This window comes from Mesorhizobium sp. P2_A8, from assembly GCF_056404935.1.
On sequence record NZ_JBFUDB010000005.1, the window covers coordinates 382,419 to 407,471 of the forward strand.

Consider the following 25,053-nt stretch of genomic DNA (forward strand, 5'->3'; position numbering starts at 1 on the left):
TCATTGATGGTGAAACAGGAATGCCGCGACGCTTTGATGACAATGCGCCTGCGGCGGAGATGGTGGTTTCCTAGGAGGCCTTTTCTGTCGTGGCAGCCGCATGGTCCAGCAGCCGCTGCGCCATTCGTGCGCCGACCACCAGATGCGTGCAAAGTCCGCCAGCGATTGCCGCGAGAAGCGGTTCGAATTTGCTGTCCTCCTGCACGACCATCAGGCGCCTGGCGATGGCGTGCAACGAGGCAAGTTCGGCGGAGATCACCCGGCGGTTGTAGCTGCAGTCGAGCACCTTGCCCTCGGCGTCGATGATCTGCCCGGCAATGACGCCGGCAGCACCTCGGCTGCGCAGCTCCGCCATTTCGCCTGATGTCAGTGCGCCGCATTTGACCAGATGGCTGTCGGCGTCGACCGCGCCGACCGAGTACAGCGCCAGATCGCATTCGCCGACGCCGGACAATTGCTCCCGGATCACCGGCTCGGCGCGCAGCGCGCGCGCCAGCTCTTCCGTCGATAGCACCAGCGGCGCGTAGAAATTGAGCCCCTTGGCGTTGAGCCGCCGCGCGATCTCCATCGTGCACTGGTCGGGCCGGTAGGAATAGGGCGCGCCGAGATTGCCGCACAGCTGCACCACGGTGACATCCTGCAGGTCGGCATAGGACATGATGTCGGCGATCGTGTAGACGGTGCGGCCCCAGGCGACGCCGATGCGATCGCCCTTCTTGACCAGCTCGAGAAAGACGCTTGCCGCCAGCACGGCGATTTCCGTCGACGGATCGGCGATGTGGTCGTTTTCCGGCGCGATCCAGACTGCGTCGAGGCTCAGCGCATCCTCGAGCTTGCGCGCCAGCACATCGTCGGTGAAAAGCTGGGTCGAGGTCGAGATGTTGACGATGCCGGTCTCGCGCGCCTTGCGCAGATACATGGCGACCGAGGCGCGGGAAATGTTAAGCTGGCTCGCCACCTGGTCCTGCCGCAGGCCATGGGCGTAGTAGAGCCAGGCGGCCTTGTGGATAAGCTGTTCTGCCGGTCGGATCGCCATGCCGTCTCCTCGGCTGACATTATTCACGGCCTTCGACAAAAGTCAAACAAGGCCAAGGTATACGATGCCCTTTCGCCCGCTGAATCTAGATCATCATTGTGCCAATTGCGCTCTATCGTGGCATCGTTGGTGGTGACGCGGCCCGAGCCTGTTATTAGAAGGTCTCGAAGAAGAAACTCGGGGAGGACGGGATGGGCAATCCTTACGAACAGGATCTCGACAAGAATGCGGCCAACCACCAGCCGCTGACGCCGCTCACCTATCTGGAGCGCGCGGCAAAGACCTATCCCGACCATGTCGCCATCATCCATGGCCGCCAGCGCATCGACTATCGCACCTTCTGGCGCCGGTCGCTGAAGCTTGCCTCGGCGCTGCACAAACGTGGCATCGGCAAGGGCGACACCGTCACAGTCATGCTGTCCAACACGCCGCCGATGCTGGAGGCGCATTTCGGCGTGCCGATGACCAAGGCGGTGCTGCACTCGCTCAACACCCGCCTCGATGCCGCCGTCATTGCCTTCCAGCTCGATCATGCCGAGACCAGGATCCTGATCGTCGATCGCGAGTTCTCCGGCGTCGTCAAGCAGGCCCTGGAACTGGCCAAGGTCAAGCCGCTGGTCATCGACTATGACGATCCCGACTACGCCACCGACGCGCCCTATCCCAAAGGCGAGCGCATAGGCGCGCTCGACTATGAGGACTTCGTTGCTGGCGGCGACGAGGATTTCGCCTGGTCGATGCCCGACGATGAGTGGGACGCGATCTCGCTCAACTACACCTCCGGCACCACAGGCAATCCGAAGGGCGTCGTCTACCACCATCGCGGCGCTGCCCTGATGGCCTACACCAACACCATCCATGCCGGTATGGCCAAGCATGCGGTCTATCTATGGACGTTGCCGATGTTCCACTGCAATGGCTGGTGCTTTCCATGGACGCTCGCCGTCCAGGCTGGCACCCATGTCTGCCTGCGTTGGGTGCGGCCGAAGCCGATCTACGATGCGATTGCCGACCATGGCGTCACCCATCTGTGCGGCGCGCCGGTCGTCATGTCGGTGCTGATCAATGCCAGGGATGAAGACAAGCGCGAATTCCCGCAGACCGTCACCTTCAACACGGCCGCTGCTCCGCCGCCGGAGGCCGTGCTGTCGGGCATGGCCGATGCCGGGTTTGCCGTCACCCATCTGTACGGCCTGACCGAGACCTATGGTCCGGCTGTCGTCAACGAATGGCATGGCGCCTGGGACGATCTTGAAAAGGCCGAGCGCAGCGCCAAAAAGGCACGGCAGGGCGTGCGCTATGCAGCACTCGAGGGCCTGACCGTCATGGATCCCGAGACGATGCGGACGACCCCGCCGGATGGCGAGACCATCGGCGAGGTCATGTTCCGCGGCAACATCGTCATGAAGGGCTATCTCAAGAACCGCAAGGCCAGCGACGAGGCCTTCGCCGGCGGCTGGTTCCATTCCGGCGATCTCGGCGTCATGCATGCCGATGGCTACATCCAGCTCAAGGACCGCTCCAAGGACATCATCATCTCGGGTGGCGAGAACATCTCGTCGATCGAGGTCGAGGATGCGCTCTACAAGCACCCCTCGGTTGCCTCCTGTGGCGTCGTCGCCAGGGCCGACGACAAATGGGGCGAGGTGCCGGTCGCTTATGTCGAACTGAAACCGGGCAAGGTGGCGACCGAGGCCGAGATCATCGAACACTGCCGTGCGCTGCTTGCCCGTTTCAAGGTGCCGAAGGCAGTGATCTTCGCAGAAATCCCGAAGACCTCGACGGGCAAGATCCAGAAGTTCCGGCTGCGGGAAATGGCCAAGGTCGCATGAAGTCTCCGATAGCCTCTCGCGAAAATATTTCCTGTCGCCCCGCATCCTCGGGCCGCTTCGTGACGTCTGTTGGATGTCACCAGCTGTCACCAATCGTACAGGTACGTCGAAATCGCATTGACAGGTCGCCCATTTCGATTTACGAGTGACGAAAATCGAAATTCGTCACTCGTAAAGCAACAGGGACCCATGTCCGAAGCCGCCAACATAGTTTCCGACGTCGCCCGACAGGAAAATGTGACGCGCATTCTCGACTGCGCCGAGCGCCTGTTCCGGCACTATGGCTACGGCAAGACCAATGTCGCCGACATCGCGCGCGAACTCGGCATGTCGCCGGCCAACATCTACCGGTTCTTCGCCTCCAAGGTCGAAATCCACCAGGCCGTCTGCGGCCGGATGCTCGGCGCCAGCTACAAGATGGCCTACGAGATTTCGCGCCTGCCGATCAGCGCCGAGGAGAGGCTTCGGCGCTACGTGCATGCACAATACAAGATGACGCTGGAGGTCATGCTCGACGAGCAGAAGGTCCATGAAATGGTCATCATCGCGCTCGAACGGGACTGGGGCGTGATCGACAAGCATGTCGACAGCGTTCACGATCTGTTCGCCGAGATTATCCGCGATGGCATCGAGGCCGGTGAGTTCAGGGAACAGGATCCGGTGATCGCGTCGCGATGCTTCGGCGCCGCCACTGTCATCCTGTGCCATCCGCAGATGGTGGCGCAGTGCCTTGCCAAGACCAATCGGGCGATGCCCGACGACCTCATCGACTATGCGATCAAGGCCTTGAAATAGCCCTGCACGCGGGTGCCGGTATCGACCATTCATCTCCAGTTGGAGTACCAAGATGTCTTTGTCCCGTTCCATCCTTCGCAAGCTGCCAGTCGCCGGCCTGATCGTCGCGGCGCTCGGGCTTGCCGGCTGCTCGCAGGAGAAAGCCGAAGTCAAGGACATCATCCGTCCCGTCAAGGTCGTCGAGATTGCCCAGGCGCATGACACCCGCACGCTCTCCTATTCCGGGTCGGTGCGAGCCCGCACCGAAAGCGCCCTGGCATTCCGCGTCAACGGCAAGATCACGGAGCGCCTTGTCGACATTGGTCAGCATGTGGCCTCGGGCGATGTGCTCGCCCGCATCGATCCCATTGATTACGACCTTTCGGTCAAAAGTGCCCAGGCCGCCCTCGATGCCGCCGAGCGGCAGGTCGAGACGGTCGAACTTGCCCGCAAGCGCGCCGAGCAGCTTTTTGCCAAGAACTTTGCGCCGAAATCGCAGCTCGAACAGGCCACGCTCACCTATGACCAGGCGGTTGCCACGCGCGACTCCGCCCGCTCGTCGCTTGACCAGGCCAAGAACCAGGCCGGCTACACCGACCTCAAGGCCGACAGGGACGGCATCGTCACCGCGGTCAATGCTGATGTCGGCCAGGTGGTCGGCTCCGGCACGCCGGTGGTCACCGTTGCCGTCGACGGCGAAAAGGAAGTGCTGATCGCCGTGCCGGAGATGGAGATCGCCGAGTTCAAGCCGGGCAAGGTCGTCAAGGCGGGCTTCTGGTCCGACGACAGACTGGCGCTCGAGGGCAAGGTGCGCGAAGTCGCCGGCAGCGCCGATCCGCAGTCACGCACCTTCGCTGTACGCGTCAGCCTGCCTGGGGATTCGCGCGTGCTTCTCGGTATGACCGCCAACATCGAAGCGTCGGCGGCCAACGAACGGCAGCTCGTTTCGATCCCGCTGAGCGCACTGGCCGAGCAAGGCAGCCAGTCGATTGTCTGGACCGTCGATCGTGGCGCCGACACCGTTCATGCCCGTCCGGTCAAGGTCGCCGAATTCGCCGCCGATGGCGTACGGGTTGCAGAAGGTTTGAAGCCCGGCGATGTCGTGGTCGCTGCCGGCACGCAGTTCATGACCGAAAACCTGAAGGTGAAACTCGCCGGCGACACTGTGCTGCAATCTGCTTCCGTGGCCGGCGATGGCAGCGACGCCAGGCAGGTGCGCTGACGACAGACAACCGGCTGCACGTTCCCGCAGCCGCTGGTTTCCGGGCGGCAAGCGCCCTGACCGAGACGCTCGATTGATGTGACCCCCCGCGCATCAAGCCTCGCGTCCCACTGCGACGAGTGTTTCTCCGCTCGGAGCCTTGCCGCCCGGAAGCCACTACCGAACCTCGATCTTGTTGAAATAGATGGACCAGCATCGATGACCAATTCCACGGACGAGAAGCGGCCCTTCAACCTGTCGCGCTGGGCAATCGGCCATCCCGCCATTGCGCGGTTCCTGTTCGGCCTGATCATCATTTCCGGCGCGCTCGGCTTGATGCGGATGGGCCAGAAGGAAGATCCCGATTTCACCTTCCGGGTGATGGTCGTCCAGGCGGTCTGGCCGGGCTCCTCGATCCAGGAGATGGAAGACCAGGTCGTCAACAAGATCGAACGCAAGCTGCAGGAAACGCCGCATCTCGACTTCGTGCGCTCGTTCACGCGCGCCGGCAGCGCCATCATCACGGTCCAGATCAAGGGTGACACCAACGCCGCCGAGGTGACGGACGCCTTCTACCAGGTACGCAAGAAGGTCGGCGATATAGCCGGCGACCTTCCGCAAGGCCTGCTCGGCCCCTATTTCAACGACGAGTTCGGCGACACCTTCATCACCCTGCATTCGATCAGTGGTGACGGCTTCAGCTATCCCGAGCTGAAGAAGTTCGCGATCCAGGCTCGCGACATGCTGCTGACCACGCCAGGCGTCGAGAAGGCCGTCATCATCGGCGACCAGCCGGAAAAGCTCTACATCGACGTCTCGTCCAAGGCGCTCGCCGAACGCGGCCTGACGCTGACCGATCTGCAGAACGCGATCAAGGGACAGAACAATGTCGACCCCGCCGGCTCCGTCGACACCGGCACCAATTCGGTGCGCATCTCCGTCGAGGGCGATGTCAGCAAGGTCGAGGATATCCGCAACCTGCGCCTGCGCGCCGGCGGCCAGGTCACCCGGCTCGGCGACATCGCCACGGTGACGTCGGGGCTGGAAGATCCCTACCAGCGCAAATACCGCTTCAACGGCCATGAGAGCGTGCAACTCGGTGTCGTCATGGCCAAGGGCTTCAACGTCAGAGACGTCGGCAAGGATGTCGAGGCAACCTACAAGCGCTTCGAGGAAGCACTGCCCTATGGCGTTGCGGTCGACCAGATTTCCGACCAGCCCGAGGTCGTCAAGGATGCCGTGAACGAGTTCATGGAGGCGCTCGGCGAAGCGCTGCTGATCGTGCTCGTCGTCTCGTTCCTGTCGATCGGCTGGCGTTCCGGCCTGGTTATTGCCATCGCCATTCCGCTGGTCCTGGCCGCCACTTTCGCCATCATGTACGAAATCGGCATCGATCTGCAGCGCATCTCGCTCGGCGCGCTGATCATTGCGCTCGGGCTGCTCGTCGACGACGCGATGATCGTCGTCGAGATGATGGAGCGCAAGCTGGAGGAGGGGCTGGTCAAGATCGAGGCGGCGAGTTTCGCCTATTCCTCGACCGCCTTCCCCATGCTGACCGGCACGCTGATCACCACCGCCGGCTTCATCCCGGTCGGCTTCGCCGCCTCCACGGCCGGCGAATATGTGCGCACGCTGTTCTATGTCGTAGGCATCGCGCTGATCGTGTCCTGGTTCGTCGCGGTCTATTTCACGCCGTGGCTCGGCAACATGATCCTGAAGCAGCGCAAGCATGCCGGCAGCCATCACGATGTCTTCGACACGCGTTTCTACCGCCGGCTTCGCTCGACCGTCGGCTGGGCGGTGCGCCATCGCATCATAGTCTTGGTGATGACGCTGGTTACCTTCGGGACCAGCCTGTGGGCGTTCCAGTTCATCCCGCAGAACTTCTTCCCGCAATCGTCGCGGCCGGAAATCCTCGTCGACCTCTGGCTGCCGGAAGGCACCAGCATCAAGGAAGTCGAGGCGCAGGCCAAGGCGCTCGAAACCAAGATGATGGACGACAAGGACAAGCGTTTCATCGCCACCTATATCGGCGAAGGCGCGCCGCGCTTCTTCCTTCCGCTTGACCAGCAGCTGACCAATCCGAACTTCGCCCAGCTTCTGGTGATGGCCAATGACGAGCCGGCCCGCGAACGGTTGATCGTCAAACTGCGCACGGTTCTGGCTGAAGACTTCCCGTCGATCCGCGCCAAGGTCGACCGTCTGTTCCTTGGCCCGCCGACCGGCTGGCCGGTGCAGATGCGCGTCATGGGTCCGGATCGCCAGGAGGTGCGCCGCATCGCCGATCAGGTGAAGGCAAAGTTCCGCGAAGATCCGTTGCTTGGCGCCGTGCATGACGACTGGCTGGAGCCGGTGCCGGCAATGAAGCTGGTTATCGACCAGGATCGCGCCCGCGCACTCGGCGTCACCTCGCAGCGCATCCGCCAGATGCTGCAGGCGACGATGACCGGTGCGCCGCTCGACGACTTCCGTGACGGCGAGGAGACGGTGTCCATCGTAGCCCGCGAGCCGGATGCCAGCCGCAGCCTGCTGTCCTCGGTCGACTCCGTCTACATCCCGACCGATTTCGGCGGCTTCGTGCCGCTGTCGCAGGTGGCCAAGGTGGTGCCGGTGCTGGAGCAAGGCATCGAATGGCGGCGTAACCGCTTGCCAACCATCAGCGTGCTGGCGACGCTCCCCGACGGCGTGCAGTCGAACGATGTCGTCACCAAGCTGTACAAGGACATGCAGGGCCTGCGCGACGGACTGGCACCCGGCTACAAGATCGAGATCCAGGGCGGTGCCGAGGATTCGGCCGAAAGCCAGGCTTCGATCGCCGCCAAGGCGCCGATCATGCTGGCCATCATCGTCGTGCTGCTGATGATCCAGCTGCAGAATTTCGGCAAGGCGATGCTGGTGCTGGCGACCGGTCCGCTCGGCATCATCGGTGCAGCCGCGGCCCTGCTGATCAGCGGCGCGCCGTTCGGCTTCGTCGCCATCCTCGGCGTCATCGCGCTGCTCGGCATCATCATGCGCAACTCGATCATCCTTGTCGACCAGATCGACCAGGATATCGCCACTGGCATGGATCGCTATGAAGCGATCATTGGCTCGGCCGTGCGACGCTTCCGGCCGATCGTGCTGACGGCAATGACGGCGGTGCTGGCGCTGATCCCGATCTCGCGCGCCGTGTTCTGGGGGCCACTTGCCTATGCCATGATGGGCGGCATCATGGTTGCCACCGTGCTGACCATTCTTGTTCTCCCCGCCGGCTATGCCTTGTTCTTTGGGCGAGAGCCCAAGAAGGCGGTGGATACCGAACAGACGCCTGAACCAGAGTTGCCTGCCGAAAGGCCGCAACTGGCGCTGGCGGCCGAATAGATTTGCGGGCCGGACGCTGTCGTCCGGCCCGCAAATCTGCGTTCTCTTCCGCCGCTTCATAACCCGGTCTCTCGCTGGCCCACCCGGCCGGCACTGGCCGTGAGCGGTATTCAACGCCAAAAAGCGCGAAGCGGGATTGCGCCTTAAATCGCCTTGTTGTACGAACGTTCAACAAGGCGATTTAACGAGTACCTGCCGTGGTACGAACCGAGTTCCCCTTTGCCGTCGAAACCGTCGATCCGCTCTGGATCACGCTGGCCGACGGCACGCGTATCGCCGCCACTCTGTGGCGCCCGCGCACCGACGCCCAAGTGCCTGTCGTCGTCGAAATGGTGCCCTATCGCCGCCGCGACGGCACAGTGGCCCGGGACATCGACATCCACCCCTGGCTTGCCGGTCACGGCATCGCTTGCGCCCGCATCGATATCAGGGGCTCGGGCGATTCCGATGGCGACCTGGCCGACGAATATCTGCCGCGCGAGCAGGAAGACGCCTGCGAGATCATTGCCCATCTGGCCGCGCAATCCTGGTGCAATGGCAATGTCGGCATGACCGGCATTTCCTGGGGCGGCTTCAATGCGCTGCAGGTGGCGGCGCGCCGGCCGCCGGCCTTGAAGGCCATCATCACCAACTGCGCCACCGACGACCGCTATGCCGACGACATCCACTATATGGGCGGCGCGCTGCTCACCGAGCAGGAGATGTGGTCCAACTTCATGCTGGTCAAGAAGGCGATGGCGCCCGATCCTCAGATCGTCGGCGACGCCTGGCGCGCCATGTGGACCAGCCGTCTGGCGGCGACCAGCTCACTGTCGGAAACCTGGCTGGCGCATCAGCGCCGCGACGACTATTGGCGGCAAGGCTCGGTCTGCGAAGATCACGCCGCGATCGAATGCGCGGTCATGGCCGTCTGCGGTTGGGAGGACAGCTACTCCAACTTCGTGCCGCGCCTGCTCGAACATCTGCCCGGACCGAAGCTTGGCATCGTCGGTCCGTGGTCGCATGCCTATCCCTGCCGCGGTGCGCCCGGGCCGCTGATCGGTTATCTGCAGGAGGCGTTGCGCTGGTGGCGCCATTGGCTTTGTGGCGAAGACACCGGCATCATGGACGAGCCCCTCTACCGCGTCTGGATAACCGGCGAGGAGCGGCCGCAACCTTTTTACCTTCCCGATCATGCCGGTAACTGGGCCGCCGAGGATCAATGGCCGTCGCCGCGCATCGAGCGCCGCGCCTTGCACCTGAACGCCGGCGGGCTGGGCAGCGAACCCGCGCCGGGTGCCATGCTTTCGGTACGCTCGCCGGCCACCGCCGGCCGCGATTGCGGCCGCTGGGGCGGCTATGGAGGCTCTTGCCCGGACATGGCCATCGACCAGCGCCGCGAGGACGGGCTGGCGTTGTGCTTCGATACGCCACCGCTCGATGACGACGTGACCTTGCTCGGCGCGCCGGAACTCGATCTGCTCGTCACCGTCGACCAGCCGCATGTCAACCTTGCCGCCCGGCTCTGCGACGTCTATCCGGACGGCACCTCGGCGCTGATGACTTATGGCGTGCTCAACCTCAGCCATCGCGACAGCCACGAGCACCCGACGCCATGTCCGGTCGGAACGCCGTTCCGCGTGCGGCTGAAGCTCAACGATTTCGCCCGCAACGTGCCCAGGGGCCACCGCATCCGGCTGGCGCTGGCCAACCAGCATTGGCCGATCCTGTGGCCGCAGCCGAGATTGTCGACCCTGTCGGTGGCGAGCGGCGACAGCACGGCAATGCTTCCGGTGCGTCCGCCGTCGCCGCGCGACCGCGACGTCCGCTTCGAGCGGGCTGAAACGGCGCCGCCGGTTCCTACGACCACTCTGGATGACGGCTTCGACCGCCGCATCGTCACCGACGATGTCGGCGCGGGCATACAGACCATCGCGCTGTCCTCCGACCATGGGCGCAGGCGCTATGACGATCGCGCCATCACCGTGTCCTCCGCCAACGGCGACACGATGAGCATCCGTGCCGACGATCCGCAGTCGGCCAGGCTCGTCACCGAATACCGCTGGGCCATCGCCAGCGGCGATGCCGACACCGAGGCGACGGCGGTCACCGAGCTGACATCGGATGAAACCCATTTCAACCTGAGCTGGCGGCTCGAGGCGCGAGAACGAGGCAAGCTCGTCCACAGCGCCTCGGCAACGCGGCGCATCAGGCGCGATTTCGCCTGACAGGAGCGGAGAGGAGACCATGCTTGCATATGCAGTGAAGCGCATCGGTCTCGGCCTCCTGATCCTCGTGCTCGTCATGGTCGCCATGTATGCGGCCGTCTTTCTGGTGCCGGGCGATCCGGCAACCGTGGCGCTTGGTCCGCGCGCCACGCCGGAGCTGAAGCGGCTGCTGATCGAGCGCATGGGCCTCGACCAGCCGGTCTGGTGGCAGATCGTCGAATTCTTCCGCAACGCGCTGACCGGCAATCTCGGTTTTGACGTATGGTCGAACCGGCCGGTCTCCACCTTGGTGATGGAGGCGCTGCCGAACACGCTGATCCTCGGTCTGACGGCGCTCACGGTCGCGCTGCTCATCGGCGTTCCGCTCGGTTGCCTGTCGGTGATGCGGCGCGGCACGCTCGCCGATGCGGTCATCGGCGTGCTCTCGGTCGGCGTCATCGCCGTGCCGTCCTTCGTCGTCGCCATCTATTCGCTGCTGCTCTTTGCCGTCACGCTGCGCTGGCTGCCGGCCATCGGCGCCGGCGAGGCGGGCGACATTGTCAGCCAGGCCAAGGCGCTGATCATGCCGGCCGGGGCAATAGCGCTCGGCTGGATCGGCTACATCGCCCGCATGGTACGTGCCTCGATGATGGAGGTGATGGGCGAGCCGCACATCCGCACCGCGCGCTCCTTCGGCCTGCCGGAATGGAAAATCGTCTCCAAATACGCGCTGCGCATCGCCATCATCCCGACCATCTCGCTGGTCGCCGTCGGCCTCGGCAGCATCCTGTCCAGCGCCGTCTTCGTCGAGGCGGTGTTTGCTCGCCCCGGCATCGGCAAGCTGATCACCGACGCCGTCAACACCCGCAACTATCCGGTCGTCATGGGCACCGTGCTGATCATGACCGCCATCTACGTCTCCATCACCATCGCCGCCGATCTGTTGATTGCGCGGCTCGACCCGAGGGTGCGCGATGTCTTCCGTGGCTGACGCCTCGCTGTCCCTTCCGGACCGACAACGGTTTCCGCTGCTGCGCGCGCTGCTTGCCGACCCGTTCACCTGCGTGGCGCTTGTGCTGGTCACCGGCTTCCTCACCACTGCCGTCTTCGCGCCCTGGCTGGCGCCGTACTCTCCGCTCAAGATCGATGTGCTGCACAAGCTGCAACCGCCGTCGGTCGGGCACTGGTTCGGCACCGATCATCTCGGCCGCGATCTCCTGTCGCGCGTCATCTATGGCGCGCGCACGGCGCTGACCATCGCCATGGTGTCGGTGGCCATCGCCGGTGCGATCGGCCTGTTGCTCGGGCTGATCGCCGGCTACGGGCCGCGCTGGCTCGACGCCATTCTGGTGCTGACCTTCGACAGTCTGAACTCGCTGCCGATGATCATGTTCGCGCTCGCCATCATCACCGTGCTCGGCGCCGGCACCGGCACGCTGATCATCGTCATCGCCGCGACCTCGTTCCCGAGCTATGCCAGGCTGATTAGGGCGCAGACGCTGGCGCTGAAGAACAGCGACTACATCCTTGCCGAGCGCCTGCTCGACGCCAGCGCCACGCGCATCATCTTCATCCACCTCCTGCCCAATGTCGTCGGCCCGCTGATCATCCTTTTGTCGATGGACATCCCGGTCGTCATCATGGTCGAGGCGGGCTTGAGCTTCCTCGGCCTCGGTGTGCGGCCGCCGACGCCGTCCTGGGGCTCGATCCTCTATGACGGCTACACCAGCATCCGTTCGGCGCCCTTCATGGTCATCTTCGGCGGCCTGCCGCTGGTGCTGGCGACGCTCGGCTTCACCTTCCTCGGCGAAGGCCTGCGCGACTATCTCGACCCGCGCCTGCAATTGCGGAGGCCGGCATGAGCGTTTCGCTCGCCGCCAGCGACCTCAGCGTCCGCTACGAGACGCCGCATGGCAGCGTGCACGCCCTGCGCCATGTCGACATCGAGGCGCATCCCGGCGAGGTGATCGGCATTGTCGGCGAGAGCGGCTGCGGCAAGTCCACGCTGGTCACCGCTCTGGCCAACCTGCTGCCGGCCAACGCCCGCATCGACGGCTCGATCAGCTACAACGGCGTCAACCTGGCAAAGCTCGACGCGCACCGCCAGCGCCTGCTGCGCGGCGACGAGATCGCGCTGGTCAGCCAGGATCCGATGACCGCCTTCAACCCGGTGCTGACCATCGGCGACCAGCTCGTCGACTTCCAGCATCACCGCAAGGATCTCGGCCGTGCGCAGAAGCGAGCGCGGATCGCCGCCATGCTCGGTCGCGTCGGCATCGCGGACGCGGAACGGCGGATGGACTGCTACCCGCACGAGCTCTCCGGCGGCATGCGCCAGCGGGTGGCGATCGCAGCGGCCCTGCTGACGGATCCCGGCCTGCTCATCGCCGACGAGCCGACGACGGCGCTCGATGTCACCATGGAGGCGCAGATCATCCATCTGCTGCGCGAACTCCGGCGCGAATACAATGGCATCATCATCGTCGTCTCGCATCATCTCGGCGTCATCGCCGAACTCTGCGACCGCGTCTACGTCATGTATGCCGGCGAGGTGGTCGAGAGCGGCGAGGTCGACGCGATCTTCCATGACGCCAGGCACCCCTATACGCAAGCGCTGCTCGCTTGCGATCCGGCCCGCTTTCCCGAAAGGCTGGACCGGCTGCCGACCATTCCCGGCTCATTGCCCAACCTGACGCAGCCGCCATGCGGATGCGTCTACGCGCCGCGCTGCGACCGCGCCTTCGCGCCCTGCGGCTCAGTCGCGCCGCCAGTGGTTAAACTGTCCGCCTCGCATAGGGCGCGCTGCCATGCGGTGGCGCCATGAGCCCGCTGCTCGCCATCGACGATCTGTCGGTAACCTTCGCCCGCAGCAACTTGTTCAGCCGCCTGATCAACCCATTCCCGTTGCCGGGCTTCAACGTCATCGACGGCGTGACGCTGTCGCTGATGCCGGGCGAGACGCTTGGGCTGGTTGGCGAGTCCGGTTCCGGCAAGACCACGCTGGCGCGCACCATTCTTGGCCTTGTGCGGGCTGCGGCGGGCCGCATCGTCTTCGAGGGCAGGGACGTGCAGACGCCGGCCGATTTCCGCGCCATGCGCCGGCGCTCGGCGATGATGTTCCAGGACCCGGTCGCCTCGCTCAGCCCGCGTCTGCGCATCGGCACGCTGCTGACCGAGCCGCAGGTCATCCAGGGGCTGCCGATGCCGGACCGTCGCGCCGCGGCAAAAGCGCTGCTGGCGCTGGTCGGGCTGCCAGCCTCCTTCGTCGACCGCTTCCCGCATGAACTTTCCGGCGGGCAGGCGCGACGGGTCGGTGTTGCCCGCGCCCTGGCGATGAAGCCGCATCTGCTGCTCGCCGACGAGCCGACCGCCGGCCTCGATGTGTCGGTGCAGGGCGACGTGCTCAACCTGATCGGCGAGCTGAAACGCGAACTCGGCTTCGCCGCCATGATCGTCACCCACAATCTGGCAATGATCCGCCATGTCAGCGATCGGCTGGCCATCATGTATCTCGGCCGGCTGGTCGAGACCGGACCGACACAGGATGTGTTCTCGGCGCCGATGCATCCCTACACCGCGACGCTGATCCAGTCCGAGCCGATACCCGACCCGCGCCGGCGCAGCCACACCCCGGCCGTCACGGGCGAGATTCCAAGCGTGTTCCGCCGGCCCTCGGGCTGCGAATTCCACACGCGCTGCCCGATCGCGCGCGATCGTTGCAAGACCGAGGCACCGGCCTATCGGCCGATGGGCACCGACCGGATGGTGCGCTGCCATTTCCCGCTGGAGACAGGCGGGCAAGAACGGGAAGCCTTCTCACGCGCTTCCGCAAACCAAAGGGGAAACTGACATGACGCAATGGAACATGGACAGACGTGCATTCCTGAAAGCGGCCGGTGCACTGGGCGCCGGGCTGGCGATGAAGCCGGGTTTCGCCTGGTCGGCCGCCGGCGACACGTTGCGCATCCGGATGGAGGGCGATCTCCAGACTCTCGACCCCGCCTTCATGATCGGCGGTATCGAGGATGTCATGATGCGCGGCATCTATGTCTCGCTGAACCGGCTTGGCGATCTCAGGGCAGGTTCGCCATGGTCGCCCTGGGGTGCGGAGAAGCTTGAGCTGAAGGATCCGAAAACCATTGCCTTCACACTGATCGACGGACTGAAATGGTCGAACGGTTTTGGCCCTGTCACCACCGAAGACGTGAAATTCTCGTACGAGCGTATTGCCGATCCAAAGCTGTCATCGCCCTGGGCCTACCAGTTCGAGAAGCTCGATCGCGTCGAGGTCGTCGATGCCAGGTCCGGCATCATCCATCTCAAGGACCCGTACCAGCCGATCTTCGTCACCAGCCTGCCCTATTATGGCGGCCACATCATCTGCCGCGCCGGCACCGAAAAGGCAGGCGGCAAGTTCACCACCGAACCGCCGGCGACCTGCGGCCCGTACCTTTTCTCGGACTGGCAGCAGAAGCAGAAGGTGACACTCACCGCCAATCCTGACTGGCCGGGGCCGAAGCCGGACTTCGGCAAGGTCGAGATCTACATAGTCGCCGATGATCAGGCAGCACAGCTTGCCTATGAGGCCGATGCCTTCGACTACACCAAGATCGCCATTTCGGCGACCAAGGCGGTCAAGGCCAGCCCGCCTGCCAACACCAAGGTGATCGAAGCGCAGTCGACCCGCTATGTCTGGCTGACCATCAACATGCTGAGCCCGCGGCTCAAGGACCTGAAGGTCCGTCAGGCCGTGCAGTATGGCGTCGACGTCGGCCAGATCCTGACCGGCGTCTATGACGATCTCACCAAGCGCTCCACCGGCGTCGTCCAGCCTGGCACCAAATTCGCGCGGGCCAGCAATCTGATCGCCGCACCCGACTATGAGAAGTCCGCCGCCCTGCTCACGGAGGCCGGCGTCAGCAACCTGTCGCTGACTTTGACGGTCATGAACGATTCCATTCGCACCGCGACCGCGCAAATCATCCAGGCCAGCCTCGAACAGGCCGGCATCAAGGTCGAGATCCAGCCTTACGACGAAGCCGCGTTCTGGGGCGTCGGCGACAAGACGCAGGGTGACGGCTACAAGAATATCGATCTGGCACTGATGGATTTTGCCGGCGGCGTCGACCCTTCCGAAAACCTGGTCTGGTTCCGTCCCGACCAGATCGGCGTCTACAACTGGTCCGGCTTCGACAGCCCTGAGTTCGAGACCGGCTATCAGCAGCTGGTTGCGGAGAGCGACGAGGCCAAGCGCATCGCATTGTCCAACCGCATGGAGGACCTGATGGAGCAATCCGGCGGCTTCGTCTTCATCTGCCACCAGCCGCTGGTCGTCATTCACAAGAACGGTTTCGAGCCGGTCATCTATCCCGACGGCCATCCCAATCCGGTGCTGTTCAAGAAGGCATGATCACTTCCGTGGACAGAGAAGATGTGATCGTTTAGCTGGGCTCGATGACGGACAGAGAACCAGCACCTGAAAAACGCAAGCGCGGCGCCAAGAAGTCGCCGCCGCGCTTCAGCCGCGAACAGGCGGATGTGCGGCGCTCGATGCTGGTCGAGGCGGCGACGCGATGCCTGTCTGTCGGCGGCATCGGCGCCTTCACCATCGACCGCATCTGCAAGGAGGCCGGCGTCTCGCGCGGCCTCATCAACCATCACTTCGAAGGCCTCGATGGCTTGCTGGTCGAGGTCTACAAATCCTCGCTCTATGCCAGCGTCAACAACCAGATCGCCGAAGCCAAGCGGCGCCGCGCCGAGACGTCCGACTGGTCGCCGCAGGCAGCGCTCGCCGCTTTGGTGCACTCCAATTTTTCGCCCGATTATTTCAGCCGTGACAATCTGCTGATCTGGCTTTCGCTGTGGGGCGAGATTGCCGTCAACCCGCGCCTCAAGGCGGCGCATCGCGAACTCTACGACGCCTATAGGGCGGAACTCGCCGAGGACATCGCTGCAGTTGCCATCCCGCGCGGCAGGCAAGTCGACGCCCCGACGCTGGCGCGCAATTTCATCGCGCTGGTCGACGGGCTCTGGCTCGAATGGTGCCTCGACGAAAGCGTCGTGACACCGCAGGCGGCGGAGGCCGCCGGATTCGAGATGCTCGAGGCGCAGGTCGGGCCGCTGCGCGATTCCTAGTCTAGTTCAGCGGCGAACCACCCTCACGTTTGCGGCGCTCCATATAGTCGCGCAACGCCTCGTCAATGCCGGGATCGATCGGCGGCTGTTCATATTCGGCGACCATGCGCTTCCAGACGACATTGGCGCGCTCGCGCGCCGTGATCTGGCCGCGCTCCATCCAGGTGTCGTAGTTGTCCCAGTTGGAGACCAGCGGCGAATAGAAGGCGCGCTCGTAGCGCTGCATCGTGTGCGCGGCGCCGAAGAAATGCCCGGCCGGACCGACCTCGCGCACCGCTTCCAGCGCCAGCGTGTCGATGTCGACCACCGGCGGGTCGAAATAGGCGCACATCATCTGCAGCATCTCGGCATCGATGACCAGTTTCTCGAACGATGCGGTCAGCCCGCCGCCGAGCCAGCCGGCCGCATGCAGCACCAGGTTGGCGCCGCCCATCAGGCAGCCCCACAGCGACATCGCGCTCTCATAGGCGGCCTGCGCGTCGACCGAATTGGCGGCGGTGACATTGCTGGAGCGGAACGGCACGCCGATCAGCCGGCACAGCTGGCCGGTGATCTGCGCGGCCTGTGTGTATTCGGGCGTGCCGAAAGCCGGAGCGCCGGTCTTCATGTCGACATTGGAAGTGAAGCCGCCATACATCACCGGCACGCCGGGTCGCACGGTCTGCGTCAATACGATGCCGGCCAGTGCCTCGGCATGCTGCTGCGACAGCGCGCCGGCCAGCGTCACCGGGCTCATTGCTCCGGCCAGCGTGAACGGCGTGATGACATTGACCTGGCCATGCTCGGCCAGCGCGATCAGGCCTTCGGCCATCGGCTCGTCGAGTTGCAGCGGCGAGTTGGTGTTGATGATGCCGGTGAACACCGGCATCTCCTGCGCCAGGTTTTCGCGCGTCGTGCCGAGCGATATCGCCACCATCTCCAGCGCGTCGATGGCGCGCCCGCGGCCAAGCGCCTGCGGCTGCCAGTTCTTGTCGAGCAACGTGATCTCGGCATAGTAGAGGTCGAGATGGCGGGTGTTCTGGTGCAGGTCGAGCGGCTCAAACGGCCCGCCACCTTCCTGATGCAGCACGTTGAACGACTGGATCAGCTTCAGGTAGTCGCACATCTCGGCATAGGTGCCGGGACGGCGTCCGCGATCATTGTCCATGACATAGGCCGGTCCGCCGACGGACGACAGGATACAGTGCCGCCCGCCGACCTTGACGTTCTTCGCCGGATTGCGGGCCCGCAGTTCGAACGATGACGGCGCCATGGCGACGCGCTCCATGACCATGGCACGGTCGAAGCGCACCCGCATCTCGGCTTCGTCGACATCACAGCCGGCGGCGCGATAGAACTGGCGTGCCTGCGGCTGCAGCACACGCATGCCGATCTCCTCGAGGATGGTGAGGCCCATCTCGTGGATCGTCTGAACCTGGTCGGCCGACAGGATTTCGATCGGCGCGTAGGGCCGCGTCAGCTGCTTCCACGGCCGCTGTTCGATGCCGCCGATCTCGCGCTGCGGGCGGCCGGGTCTGCGACGTGCCGTGATGCGCTCCATGGTTTCTAGAACTCCTTGTTTGACGCAATTCCGAACGGAAAACCGCTTCACACTTTTCCTGGAATTGCTCTATTCGGCTGCCGTCCGCATGTCGAAGTCCGCTACTTGATCGACGATCGGCGTGTCGCGGCGGTAGGGCTGCCAGCGGATTTTTGCGCCGATCTCCTGCGCAAGCTTGTGGCCGCTGTGGACCGCATGGGCGATGGCGCCCGGCGCCAGCGCATCGCCGATACGATCGACACTTTTGATGCCGGCCGCCGCAAGCGCGTCCGCGCGTTGCGTCAGCGCCTCGAAGAGTTCGCCGCGCGGCAGCCTGAGCCCGACGATCAGCACCGAGCGGCAGGCGACGCGGACCTCTTCGCCGGTGAACAGATGCGCCAGCGTCGCCGTCTCGCCGTCGAAGGATTTCAGCAGATGCAATGTCGTCACCGGCACCTTGCGCCGCGCCAGGGCGCGATGCACCAGCGGCAACTCGTTGGTCATGATCGTCCAGGCGGACGCCTGGCCGGCCGGGGTCACATAGCTGACGGGAATGCCGTGTGCTGCCAGATGTTCGGTGAGGACGCCGCCCATGGTGTAATTGTCGAAATCGAAGACCAGGGTCGGTCCCTGCGGAAGCCGGCCGGCGGCGATGTCGTCCGGTGTCAGCACATCGGGATGATCAAGCCGGCCGACCGGAATCTCCAGCGAGGAATAGAGCATGTTGGTCCAGCGCGCGCCGGTCGCCAGCACAACGCGGTCCGGCGCCAGCTCGATGATCTCGTCGGCGCTCAAAACACTCTCGGGATAGAGCGAGACGTTGCTCATCTCGTTGAGGCGCCCGAGGCGGTAGTCGACGACGCGATTCCAGGCCGACAGTCCGGGCAGCGTCTTCTCGAAGGTCAGCCGCCCGCCGAAGGTTCGGCTGCCGTCGGCGAGCATCACCTCCTGGCCGCGCCGGCCGAGCGTCAACGCGCATTCCAGCCCGGCCGGTCCGCCACCGACAATCAGGATCCGTTCGGGCGCGTCGGTGCGCTCGACACGCTCGGGATGCCAGCCACGCCGCCATTCCTCGCCGGCGGTCGGATTCTGCGTGCAACGTACCGGCACGCCGTCATGCCAGCTCGAAATGCAGATGTTGCAGCCGATGCATTCGCGGATTTCAGCCTCGCGGCCCTCACGGATCTTGTTCGGCAGGAAGGGGTCGGCGATCGAAGGCCGCGCGCCGCCGATGAAGTCCAGCACGCCGCGCCGGATCTGCGAGACCATGGTGTCGGGCGAGGTGAAGCGGCCGACGCCGACCACCGGCTTTTTCGTCAGCGACTTGACGAAATCGATCACCGGCTCGTGGCTGCCTTCACCGCTGAAACGCGACGCCGAACAGTCGGTTGGACTGGAATCCATCTTGACGTCGAACAGGTCCGGCAGGTCGGCGAGCAGTTCGACCAGCTCGTGCGCCTCGGAAGGCTGGCTGCGGCCGGGCCGGCCGCGCAGTTCCTCGAGGCTGACCCGCAAGGCGACGCCGCAGTCCTTGCCGACTGCATCCTTGGTGACTTCGATCATCTCGCGCACGAAGCGCACCCGGTTCTCGACCGGTCCGCCGTATTCGTCGCCGCGATGGTTGTATTCCGGCAGCAGGAACTCGTAGCCGAGATAGCCCATGCCGGCATAGACATAGACGATGTCGAAGCCCGCCGTGCGCGCCTTGCGCGCAGCTTCTGCCTGGCATCTCAGCACCTCGCGTATGTCGGCCCTGTCCATGGTCTTCGGCCGCAGATTGCCCATGAAGCCGACATGGGTGGCCATCCAGGGAATTCCCGACGGCGACAGCGGCGGCAGGCGGCTTGTCCTGTTCATCACCGATGCACCGCCGTGCCACAGCTCCACGCCGGCAAGCGCGCCATGGCGATGCACCGCCTCCGTCATCAGCGCATGCGCGCGGATGTCGTTGTCGTCCCACATGGTGGCGAAAGGCAGCGGCGTGTCGTCCGAGCTCGGGTCGATCGAACAGGCGCCGGTGCAGATCACCCCCCATCCGCCCTCGGCCTTCGCCTCGCGAAAGGCCGCGCGCACCCGCGGCAAGGCGTTGGTCATGCCGCTTGCGTGCGGCACTTGATAGAAGCGGTTCGGCGCGGTGACCGGCCCGATCCGCATCGGCTCGAACAGGATTTCGTAGCGGGGATTGCAGGTCATCGGGGCTTCGCGAATATGCTTGTTGAACGATCGTACAACAAGCATATTCGCACACCGGCTGCTGCGCAATGGGCGGGAGGGCAAACAACAAAAAATCCATCCCGGCTTTCGCAGGGATGGATCTGAGATCGATGGGAGGATGTGGACCGGGCATCCTTGGACACCCGGCCCAGCGAGGTCAGATGACGAAATACCAGTTGGCGAGCAGCATCACCACCACGCCGGCAACCAGCGTCAGGTAAGGCAGCATTCCCGCCTTCTTGACCGCCAGATCGGACGAACTCATGCCGAGGTCGGCCAGCATATGGTCGGGGAACTTGCCACCATCCTGGATGTAGTGGCGATAGCAGAACACCGGGATGATCAGAGCGGCGGTGATCAGCCCGGCCCACAGCGCCATCGGGTTCCACACCTTGGCGCCGGCGCCCATGAAGATCGCGTTGACATAGGCGAAGATGGCGCCGACGCCGAGCAGCCAGCTCGGCGCCCTCCACGGCCGCGCGATATGGCCGTTGTCGATGCGATGGATCCAGCCGGCGTTGAGGTTGAGGAAGTTGAAGATGATGTAGCCGCAGTTCGACACGGCGAGGATGAAGAAGAAGCTCGTCGCGTCGGCCGATGCGATGGCCAGCACGATCAGGTTGAAGACGAGGTCGGTCCACATGGCGCGGGTCGGCGCGCCATGCTCGTTGACGTGGCTGAGATAGCGCGGCAACCAGCCGTCGACGGAACCCTGGTAGAGCGTGCGCGACGAGCCTGCCATCGCCGTCATGATGCACAGCACCAGTGCGAGGATCATCAGCATCACCAGCAAGCTGTGGATCAGCGCTCCGCCGCCGACCATGCCGGCCAGCGCATCGGCGACGCCGGAGCCGTCGACGATCGGCGTTGCCAGCATGCCGTTCAGGCCGAGCACGCCCTGGAAGGTGAACGGCACCAGGATGAACAGCAGCATGCACAGCAGGCCGGAGTAGAAGATGGCCTTGAACGTGTCGGTGCCGGGGTTCTTGAACTCGGAGGTGTAGCAGACAGCGGTCTCGAAACCGTAGGTCGACCAGGCGGCGATGAACATGCCGCCAAGAACCAGCGTCCAGCCGGCGATGTTCCAGGCGCCGGGCTCTGGCGCATAGGCGGCGGCCAGCGGCACCAGTGGCGAAAAATTCGCCCAGTTGATCTGGCCGGTGACGATCGGCACGACGCCGACGATCAGCATCGGGATGATGACCAGCAGGCCGATGTATTTCTGCACATTGGCGGTGCCCAGAATGCCGCGATGCTGGATCGAGAAGATGATCAGCATCAGCACCGCGCCGATGAAGAAGGTCGCGTTGAGGGTGAAGGAGACCGGGCCCAGCGTGTGGCTGAACAGCGTCCAGTTGCGGATCGCCGGCGTGGCGGCCGCGGTCACTGCCGTGATCGCATCGGCGGCGCTCGTTCCTGCATGCGCCGCGATATAGGCGACGACATCGGGCGAGGCGTCGGTGAACAGCGGCACCGGCGCCAGCGCGTTGAGGATATAGGCGGCGGCGATCGAGCAGCCGAGCGACAGCACCGGCGACCAGGCGAACCAGTTGCACCACACCGAGAGCGGCGCAATGAACTTGGAATAACGCAGCCAGGCTGTGGCGCCATAGATCGAGGCACCGCCCGACTTGTTAGGGAACAGGCCGGCGATCTCGGCATAGGTGAAGGATTGCAGGAAGCCCATGATCATGGAAGCGATCCAGATCGCGAAGGCCAGCGTTCCGGTCGTGCCGGCAATGCCGCCGATCGAAAACAGGACGAGGGCAGGCACGCCGCTCGCCACCCAGAAGGCGCCGCGCCAGTCGATATTCCGGTGCAGCTTGCCCTCCGCAGGCTGCTCCAAGGCAGTCGTTATCGTGGTCATGTGTTTGGCTTCCCCATTTTGATGTTCCCCGTTCGTGACGGCCGCGACTGCGCGAGGCTTCATCATCGACGCATGCGTTGAGCAACTGCCGGTGTTTCCACTCAGTCGCATTTTTTTCTTAACAGTAAACATTGATCCGGCGCGCTTTCACGTCAAGCGTTTTGTGAAACCGTGCACATCACGCTTGCGAAACATGTCAGCTTCGCACTGTTCGGGGCGGGATTGTTCGAAAGAAGGACCAGGGGCCTGAAACGAAAAACCCGCCTGAGGCGGGTCGCGGCGCAAATCAGCACCATGCCTGTATCAATAGCATAACTGCCGTCACTTGTCGATCGAAATGCCTGGCCACGGCGATCGTTCAGACTGCCGGCGTGGCTCTCACTGTCTTGTGAGAGAAGCGCGGTCAGGAGCGCGGTCTGGTCTTCTGCGGATCGTAATGGGCAAAGGCGACGACCCGCGCCGGCAGCCGCTTGGCATGGCCGTCGAGCTTGCCGATCTCGACCTCGGTGCCGATGGCGGCATGGGTGACGTCGAGCCTCGCCAGCGCGATGGTCTTGCCGAGCCCCGGCGAGCGCATGCCTGAGGTCACCACGCCGATCTGGGCGCGGCCGACATGCACGCAATCGCCATGGCCGACATCGACATTGGCATCGATGTCGAGACCGACCAGTTTTGTCTGCGGGTTTTCCTTGCGCCGGATCAGCGCCTCGCGGCCGATGAAGTCGTCGGTCTTGCTCTTCAACGGCACGGTAAAGCCGATACCGGCTTCGAACGGGTCGGTCTGGTCGGAGAATTCGTAGCCGGCGAAGATCAGCCCGGCCTCGATGCGCACCATGTCGAGCGCCTGCAGCCCCATCGGCTTCAGCCCATGCGGCTGGCCGGCTTCCCAGATCGCGTCGAAGACTTTTTCGGCGTCGCGCGGATGGCACCAGATCTCGTAGCCTAGCTCGCCGGTGTAGCCAGTGCGCGAGACGACGACCGGAATACCGTTGCCGCCACCGATGCGGGCGACGGCGAAACGGAACCATTCCAGCTCCTCGATCGACGGCTGCAATGGCGAGGTCCAGATCACCTCCCTCAGGATGTCGCGGCTCTTCGGGCCCTGCACGGCGACATTGTGCATCTGGTCGGTGGAAGAGCGCACCAGCACGTTGAGGCCAAGCTTCTTGGCGGTCTCGCGCAGCCATTCGCCGGACAGATCGTCACCCCCGACCCAGCGGAAATTGTCCTTGCCGAGCCGCAGCAGCGTGCCGTCGTCGATCATGCCGCCATGCTCGTAGCACATGGCGGAATAGACGACCTGGCCGACGCCGAGTTTCTTGACGTCGCGGGTCAGCGTGTATTGCAGCAGCGCCTCCGAATCCGGGCCGGTGACCTCGAACTTGCGCAGCGGCGACAGGTCCATGATCACTGCGTCCTGCCGGCAGGCCCAGTATTCGGCGATGGGACCTTGCCTGGCGAAGGAATTGGCAAGCCAATAGCCCCGGTATTCGACGAAGTTGCGGGTGTGCTTGGCAAAGCTCGAATGAAAGGCTGTCTCGCGGGTCATTTTCGGTTCCGAATCAGGCGTCATGCGTCTGGCGATCGCTCGCGAGAATTTGTGCTGGCCGGAATAGGTCCGCACATGGATGTCGGTCAGGTTCCAGCCATTGGCCGGCGTCGTATCATCGGGGCAGGCGGAGGACACGCAGACGATGTCGGTCAGCGCCCGCAGCAGCACATAGTCGCCCGGCCGCGACCATGGCTCGTCGGACACCATGACGCCATGCGCGTCGATCGCGGTGTTGAAGAAGAAGTTGATCGCCATCCAGCCGGCGCGTGGCGTGACGCCCTTATCGGACAGCGCGCGATTGAAATTCTCCGAGCAGTTGGTGTGGCCGGGATAGCCGATGTCGTCGTAGTATTTGGCGGCGCAGGCGAGCGCGAAGGCATCGTGCCGGCCGCATGTGTCCTGCACCACCTCGACCAGCGGCTCCATGTCCTGGTCGTAGTATTTCGAATGCAGGCCAGGCATCGGATAGCTCGCACCCATCAGCGTGCGCGTCGTCGTCACGTCGAGCGGATGGTCGCGGCCCTTGTCCAGCTTGCGCGCCGAAAAGCACTGGAAGTCGGTGCATTGGCGGCCGTCGACATCGATGATCTGCAGATAGTCGCCGGCCTTGACGAAATAGGATTCGGCCGTCGCCGAGTGGACGCGCAGGTCGAGCACCGGATCGGCGAGCGGATCGGCCAGTTGCGATCTCGCCGCAGGACGGACGGTGGCGCGCCGGACGATGACGCTGAGCGGCGTCGCCGTGTCGTGGCCATCGACCAGCATCGGCCCGCCGGGCGCGGCGATGACCATCGCGCCGTCGCGGACGACGGTGAAACCCTGCTCGGTGCCGGCTGGTGTGGTGCCGCCAAACACACGCACGGCTTTTGCCTGATCGAGCTGCACCTGCCGGCGCGCAAGCCCGCGCCGAAGGGTTGCGAGACTGTCGTCGCCCTCGGCCAGCAATGCCTTGATGCCGGCGGCATTGCTGTTCGATGACTCGCCGAAAATGCCGGGATCGGTCGCGCCGGTCTTGTCCCAGGCCAGCACCTCGAAGGCTTGCCCGCCCTCGACATTGCGCACGCTGATCGTGTCGCCGGCCTCGACTTCGATGAGCACCGCGCCGTTGCCCTGTATCGTATAGCGCTCCATGCCTGGCGGCAGCGCGATCTGGCCAGGCCGCAGGATGAGGCTCGGCCGGGGCGGTCCGGCGGCGATTGCGGGGTAGGGCGACTGGCTCATCTCAGCCTTGCATTTCGAGACATCGGTTCGAGAAACAAGTTTGCCTGTACGTGAAATTATTTTAGCAGGAAGAATAGGCAGCAAGGCTGGATTTGGCAAGGCGAAGGTGGTGTGCGGTTCTTCCTTCTCCCACATGGGGAGAAGGGAAGGCAGCCC

The 25,053-nt window shown here is 64.2% G+C and carries 16 protein-coding genes; 11 read left to right on the forward strand and 5 right to left on the reverse strand.

Features of this window, described 5'->3' with window-relative positions:
- Positions 1 to 70: 70 nt before the first annotated feature.
- The gene (locus AC1D10_RS17025; protein ID WP_477273743.1) at positions 71 to 1,036 is read right to left on the reverse strand and encodes a sugar-binding transcriptional regulator; all 966 of its coding nucleotides are present in this window, start codon (positions 1,034 to 1,036) and stop codon (positions 71 to 73) included.
- Between the two features lie 191 nt (positions 1,037 to 1,227).
- Between AC1D10_RS17025 and AC1D10_RS17030 the strand changes: the two genes are divergently transcribed.
- From AC1D10_RS17030 to AC1D10_RS17080, 11 genes are all read left to right on the forward strand, one after another.
- Entirely contained in the window at positions 1,228 to 2,868 is a 1,641-nt protein-coding gene (locus AC1D10_RS17030; protein WP_477273745.1) for an acyl-CoA synthetase, read from the forward strand.
- Between the two features lie 189 nt (positions 2,869 to 3,057).
- A complete protein-coding gene (locus tag AC1D10_RS17035; protein WP_477273747.1) occupies positions 3,058 to 3,663 on the forward strand; it encodes a TetR/AcrR family transcriptional regulator in 606 nt (201 codons plus the stop codon).
- A gap of 52 nt (positions 3,664 to 3,715) precedes the next feature.
- The gene (locus tag AC1D10_RS17040) at positions 3,716 to 4,864 is read left to right on the forward strand and encodes an efflux RND transporter periplasmic adaptor subunit (protein ID WP_477273749.1); all 1,149 of its coding nucleotides are present in this window, start codon (positions 3,716 to 3,718) and stop codon (positions 4,862 to 4,864) included.
- A gap of 198 nt (positions 4,865 to 5,062) precedes the next feature.
- Positions 5,063 to 8,203, forward strand: a complete 3,141-nt coding sequence (locus AC1D10_RS17045; RefSeq protein WP_477273751.1) for an efflux RND transporter permease subunit — start codon at positions 5,063 to 5,065, stop codon at positions 8,201 to 8,203.
- Between the two features lie 197 nt (positions 8,204 to 8,400).
- Positions 8,401 to 10,410 (forward strand): CocE/NonD family hydrolase, encoded by a 2,010-nt coding sequence (locus tag AC1D10_RS17050; RefSeq protein ID WP_477273753.1) that lies wholly within the window; start codon positions 8,401 to 8,403, stop codon positions 10,408 to 10,410.
- Positions 10,411 to 10,429: 19 nt separating this feature from the next.
- Positions 10,430 to 11,380, forward strand: a complete 951-nt coding sequence (locus AC1D10_RS17055; RefSeq protein WP_477273755.1) for an ABC transporter permease — start codon at positions 10,430 to 10,432, stop codon at positions 11,378 to 11,380.
- The gene (locus tag AC1D10_RS17060) at positions 11,364 to 12,251 is read left to right on the forward strand and encodes an ABC transporter permease (protein ID WP_477273757.1); all 888 of its coding nucleotides are present in this window, start codon (positions 11,364 to 11,366) and stop codon (positions 12,249 to 12,251) included. The genes AC1D10_RS17055 and AC1D10_RS17060 overlap by 17 nt, the downstream gene beginning before the upstream one ends.
- Entirely contained in the window at positions 12,248 to 13,213 is a 966-nt protein-coding gene (locus AC1D10_RS17065) for an ABC transporter ATP-binding protein (protein ID WP_477273759.1), read from the forward strand. Before AC1D10_RS17060 ends, AC1D10_RS17065 begins: the two co-directional genes overlap by 4 nt.
- The gene (locus AC1D10_RS17070) at positions 13,210 to 14,238 is read left to right on the forward strand and encodes an oligopeptide/dipeptide ABC transporter ATP-binding protein (protein ID WP_477273761.1); all 1,029 of its coding nucleotides are present in this window, start codon (positions 13,210 to 13,212) and stop codon (positions 14,236 to 14,238) included. Before AC1D10_RS17065 ends, AC1D10_RS17070 begins: the two co-directional genes overlap by 4 nt.
- Before the next feature lies 1 nt (position 14,239).
- Positions 14,240 to 15,799, forward strand: coding sequence for an ABC transporter substrate-binding protein (locus tag AC1D10_RS17075; protein WP_477273763.1), 1,560 nt, complete (start codon positions 14,240 to 14,242; stop codon positions 15,797 to 15,799).
- 44 nt (positions 15,800 to 15,843) lie between these two features.
- Positions 15,844 to 16,524 (forward strand): TetR/AcrR family transcriptional regulator, encoded by a 681-nt coding sequence (locus tag AC1D10_RS17080; RefSeq protein WP_477273765.1) that lies wholly within the window; start codon positions 15,844 to 15,846, stop codon positions 16,522 to 16,524.
- Position 16,525: 1 nt separating this feature from the next.
- On the opposite strand, the gene AC1D10_RS17085 is transcribed toward AC1D10_RS17080, so the two are convergent.
- The 4 genes from AC1D10_RS17085 to AC1D10_RS17100 all read right to left on the reverse strand — a co-directional run bounded on the left by AC1D10_RS17085 (position 16,526) and on the right by AC1D10_RS17100 (position 24,897).
- Positions 16,526 to 18,064, reverse strand: coding sequence for a trimethylamine methyltransferase family protein (locus tag AC1D10_RS17085; protein ID WP_477273767.1), 1,539 nt, complete (start codon positions 18,062 to 18,064; stop codon positions 16,526 to 16,528).
- Positions 18,065 to 18,133: 69 nt separating this feature from the next.
- A complete protein-coding gene (locus AC1D10_RS17090) occupies positions 18,134 to 20,236 on the reverse strand; it encodes an oxidoreductase (protein ID WP_477273769.1) in 2,103 nt (700 codons plus the stop codon).
- A 178-nt stretch (positions 20,237 to 20,414) separates the two neighbouring features.
- Positions 20,415 to 22,124, reverse strand: a complete 1,710-nt coding sequence (locus tag AC1D10_RS17095; RefSeq protein ID WP_477273771.1) for an APC family permease — start codon at positions 22,122 to 22,124, stop codon at positions 20,415 to 20,417.
- 403 nt (positions 22,125 to 22,527) lie between these two features.
- A complete protein-coding gene (locus AC1D10_RS17100; RefSeq protein ID WP_477273773.1) occupies positions 22,528 to 24,897 on the reverse strand; it encodes a DUF1989 domain-containing protein in 2,370 nt (789 codons plus the stop codon).
- Positions 24,898 to 25,053: the final 156 nt, after the last annotated feature.

Excerpts from the sequence above, each read along its gene's own strand:
- AC1D10_RS17070 (WP_477273761.1), top strand. The coding sequence starts at position 13,210 with ATGAGCCCGCTGCTCGCCATCGACGATCTGTCGGTAACCTTCGCCCGC.
- AC1D10_RS17030 (WP_477273745.1), top strand. The coding sequence starts at position 1,228 with ATGGGCAATCCTTACGAACAGGATCTCGACAAGAATGCGGCCAACCAC.
- AC1D10_RS17090 (WP_477273769.1), bottom strand. The coding sequence starts at position 20,236 with ATGACCTGCAATCCCCGCTACGAAATCCTGTTCGAGCCGATGCGGATC.
- AC1D10_RS17100 (WP_477273773.1), bottom strand. The coding sequence starts at position 24,897 with ATGAGCCAGTCGCCCTACCCCGCAATCGCCGCCGGACCGCCCCGGCCG.
- AC1D10_RS17040 (WP_477273749.1), top strand. The coding sequence starts at position 3,716 with ATGTCTTTGTCCCGTTCCATCCTTCGCAAGCTGCCAGTCGCCGGCCTG.
- AC1D10_RS17045 (WP_477273751.1), top strand. The coding sequence starts at position 5,063 with ATGACCAATTCCACGGACGAGAAGCGGCCCTTCAACCTGTCGCGCTGG.
- AC1D10_RS17080 (WP_477273765.1), top strand. The coding sequence starts at position 15,844 with ATGACGGACAGAGAACCAGCACCTGAAAAACGCAAGCGCGGCGCCAAG.
- AC1D10_RS17085 (WP_477273767.1), bottom strand. The coding sequence starts at position 18,064 with ATGGAGCGCATCACGGCACGTCGCAGACCCGGCCGCCCGCAGCGCGAG.
- AC1D10_RS17035 (WP_477273747.1), top strand. The coding sequence starts at position 3,058 with ATGTCCGAAGCCGCCAACATAGTTTCCGACGTCGCCCGACAGGAAAAT.
- AC1D10_RS17060 (WP_477273757.1), top strand. The coding sequence starts at position 11,364 with ATGTCTTCCGTGGCTGACGCCTCGCTGTCCCTTCCGGACCGACAACGG.
- AC1D10_RS17075 (WP_477273763.1), top strand. The coding sequence starts at position 14,240 with ATGACGCAATGGAACATGGACAGACGTGCATTCCTGAAAGCGGCCGGT.
- AC1D10_RS17055 (WP_477273755.1), top strand. The coding sequence starts at position 10,430 with ATGCTTGCATATGCAGTGAAGCGCATCGGTCTCGGCCTCCTGATCCTC.
- AC1D10_RS17025 (WP_477273743.1), bottom strand. The coding sequence starts at position 1,036 with ATGGCGATCCGACCGGCAGAACAGCTTATCCACAAGGCCGCCTGGCTC.
- AC1D10_RS17095 (WP_477273771.1), bottom strand. The coding sequence starts at position 22,124 with ATGACCACGATAACGACTGCCTTGGAGCAGCCTGCGGAGGGCAAGCTG.
- AC1D10_RS17065 (WP_477273759.1), top strand. The coding sequence starts at position 12,248 with ATGAGCGTTTCGCTCGCCGCCAGCGACCTCAGCGTCCGCTACGAGACG.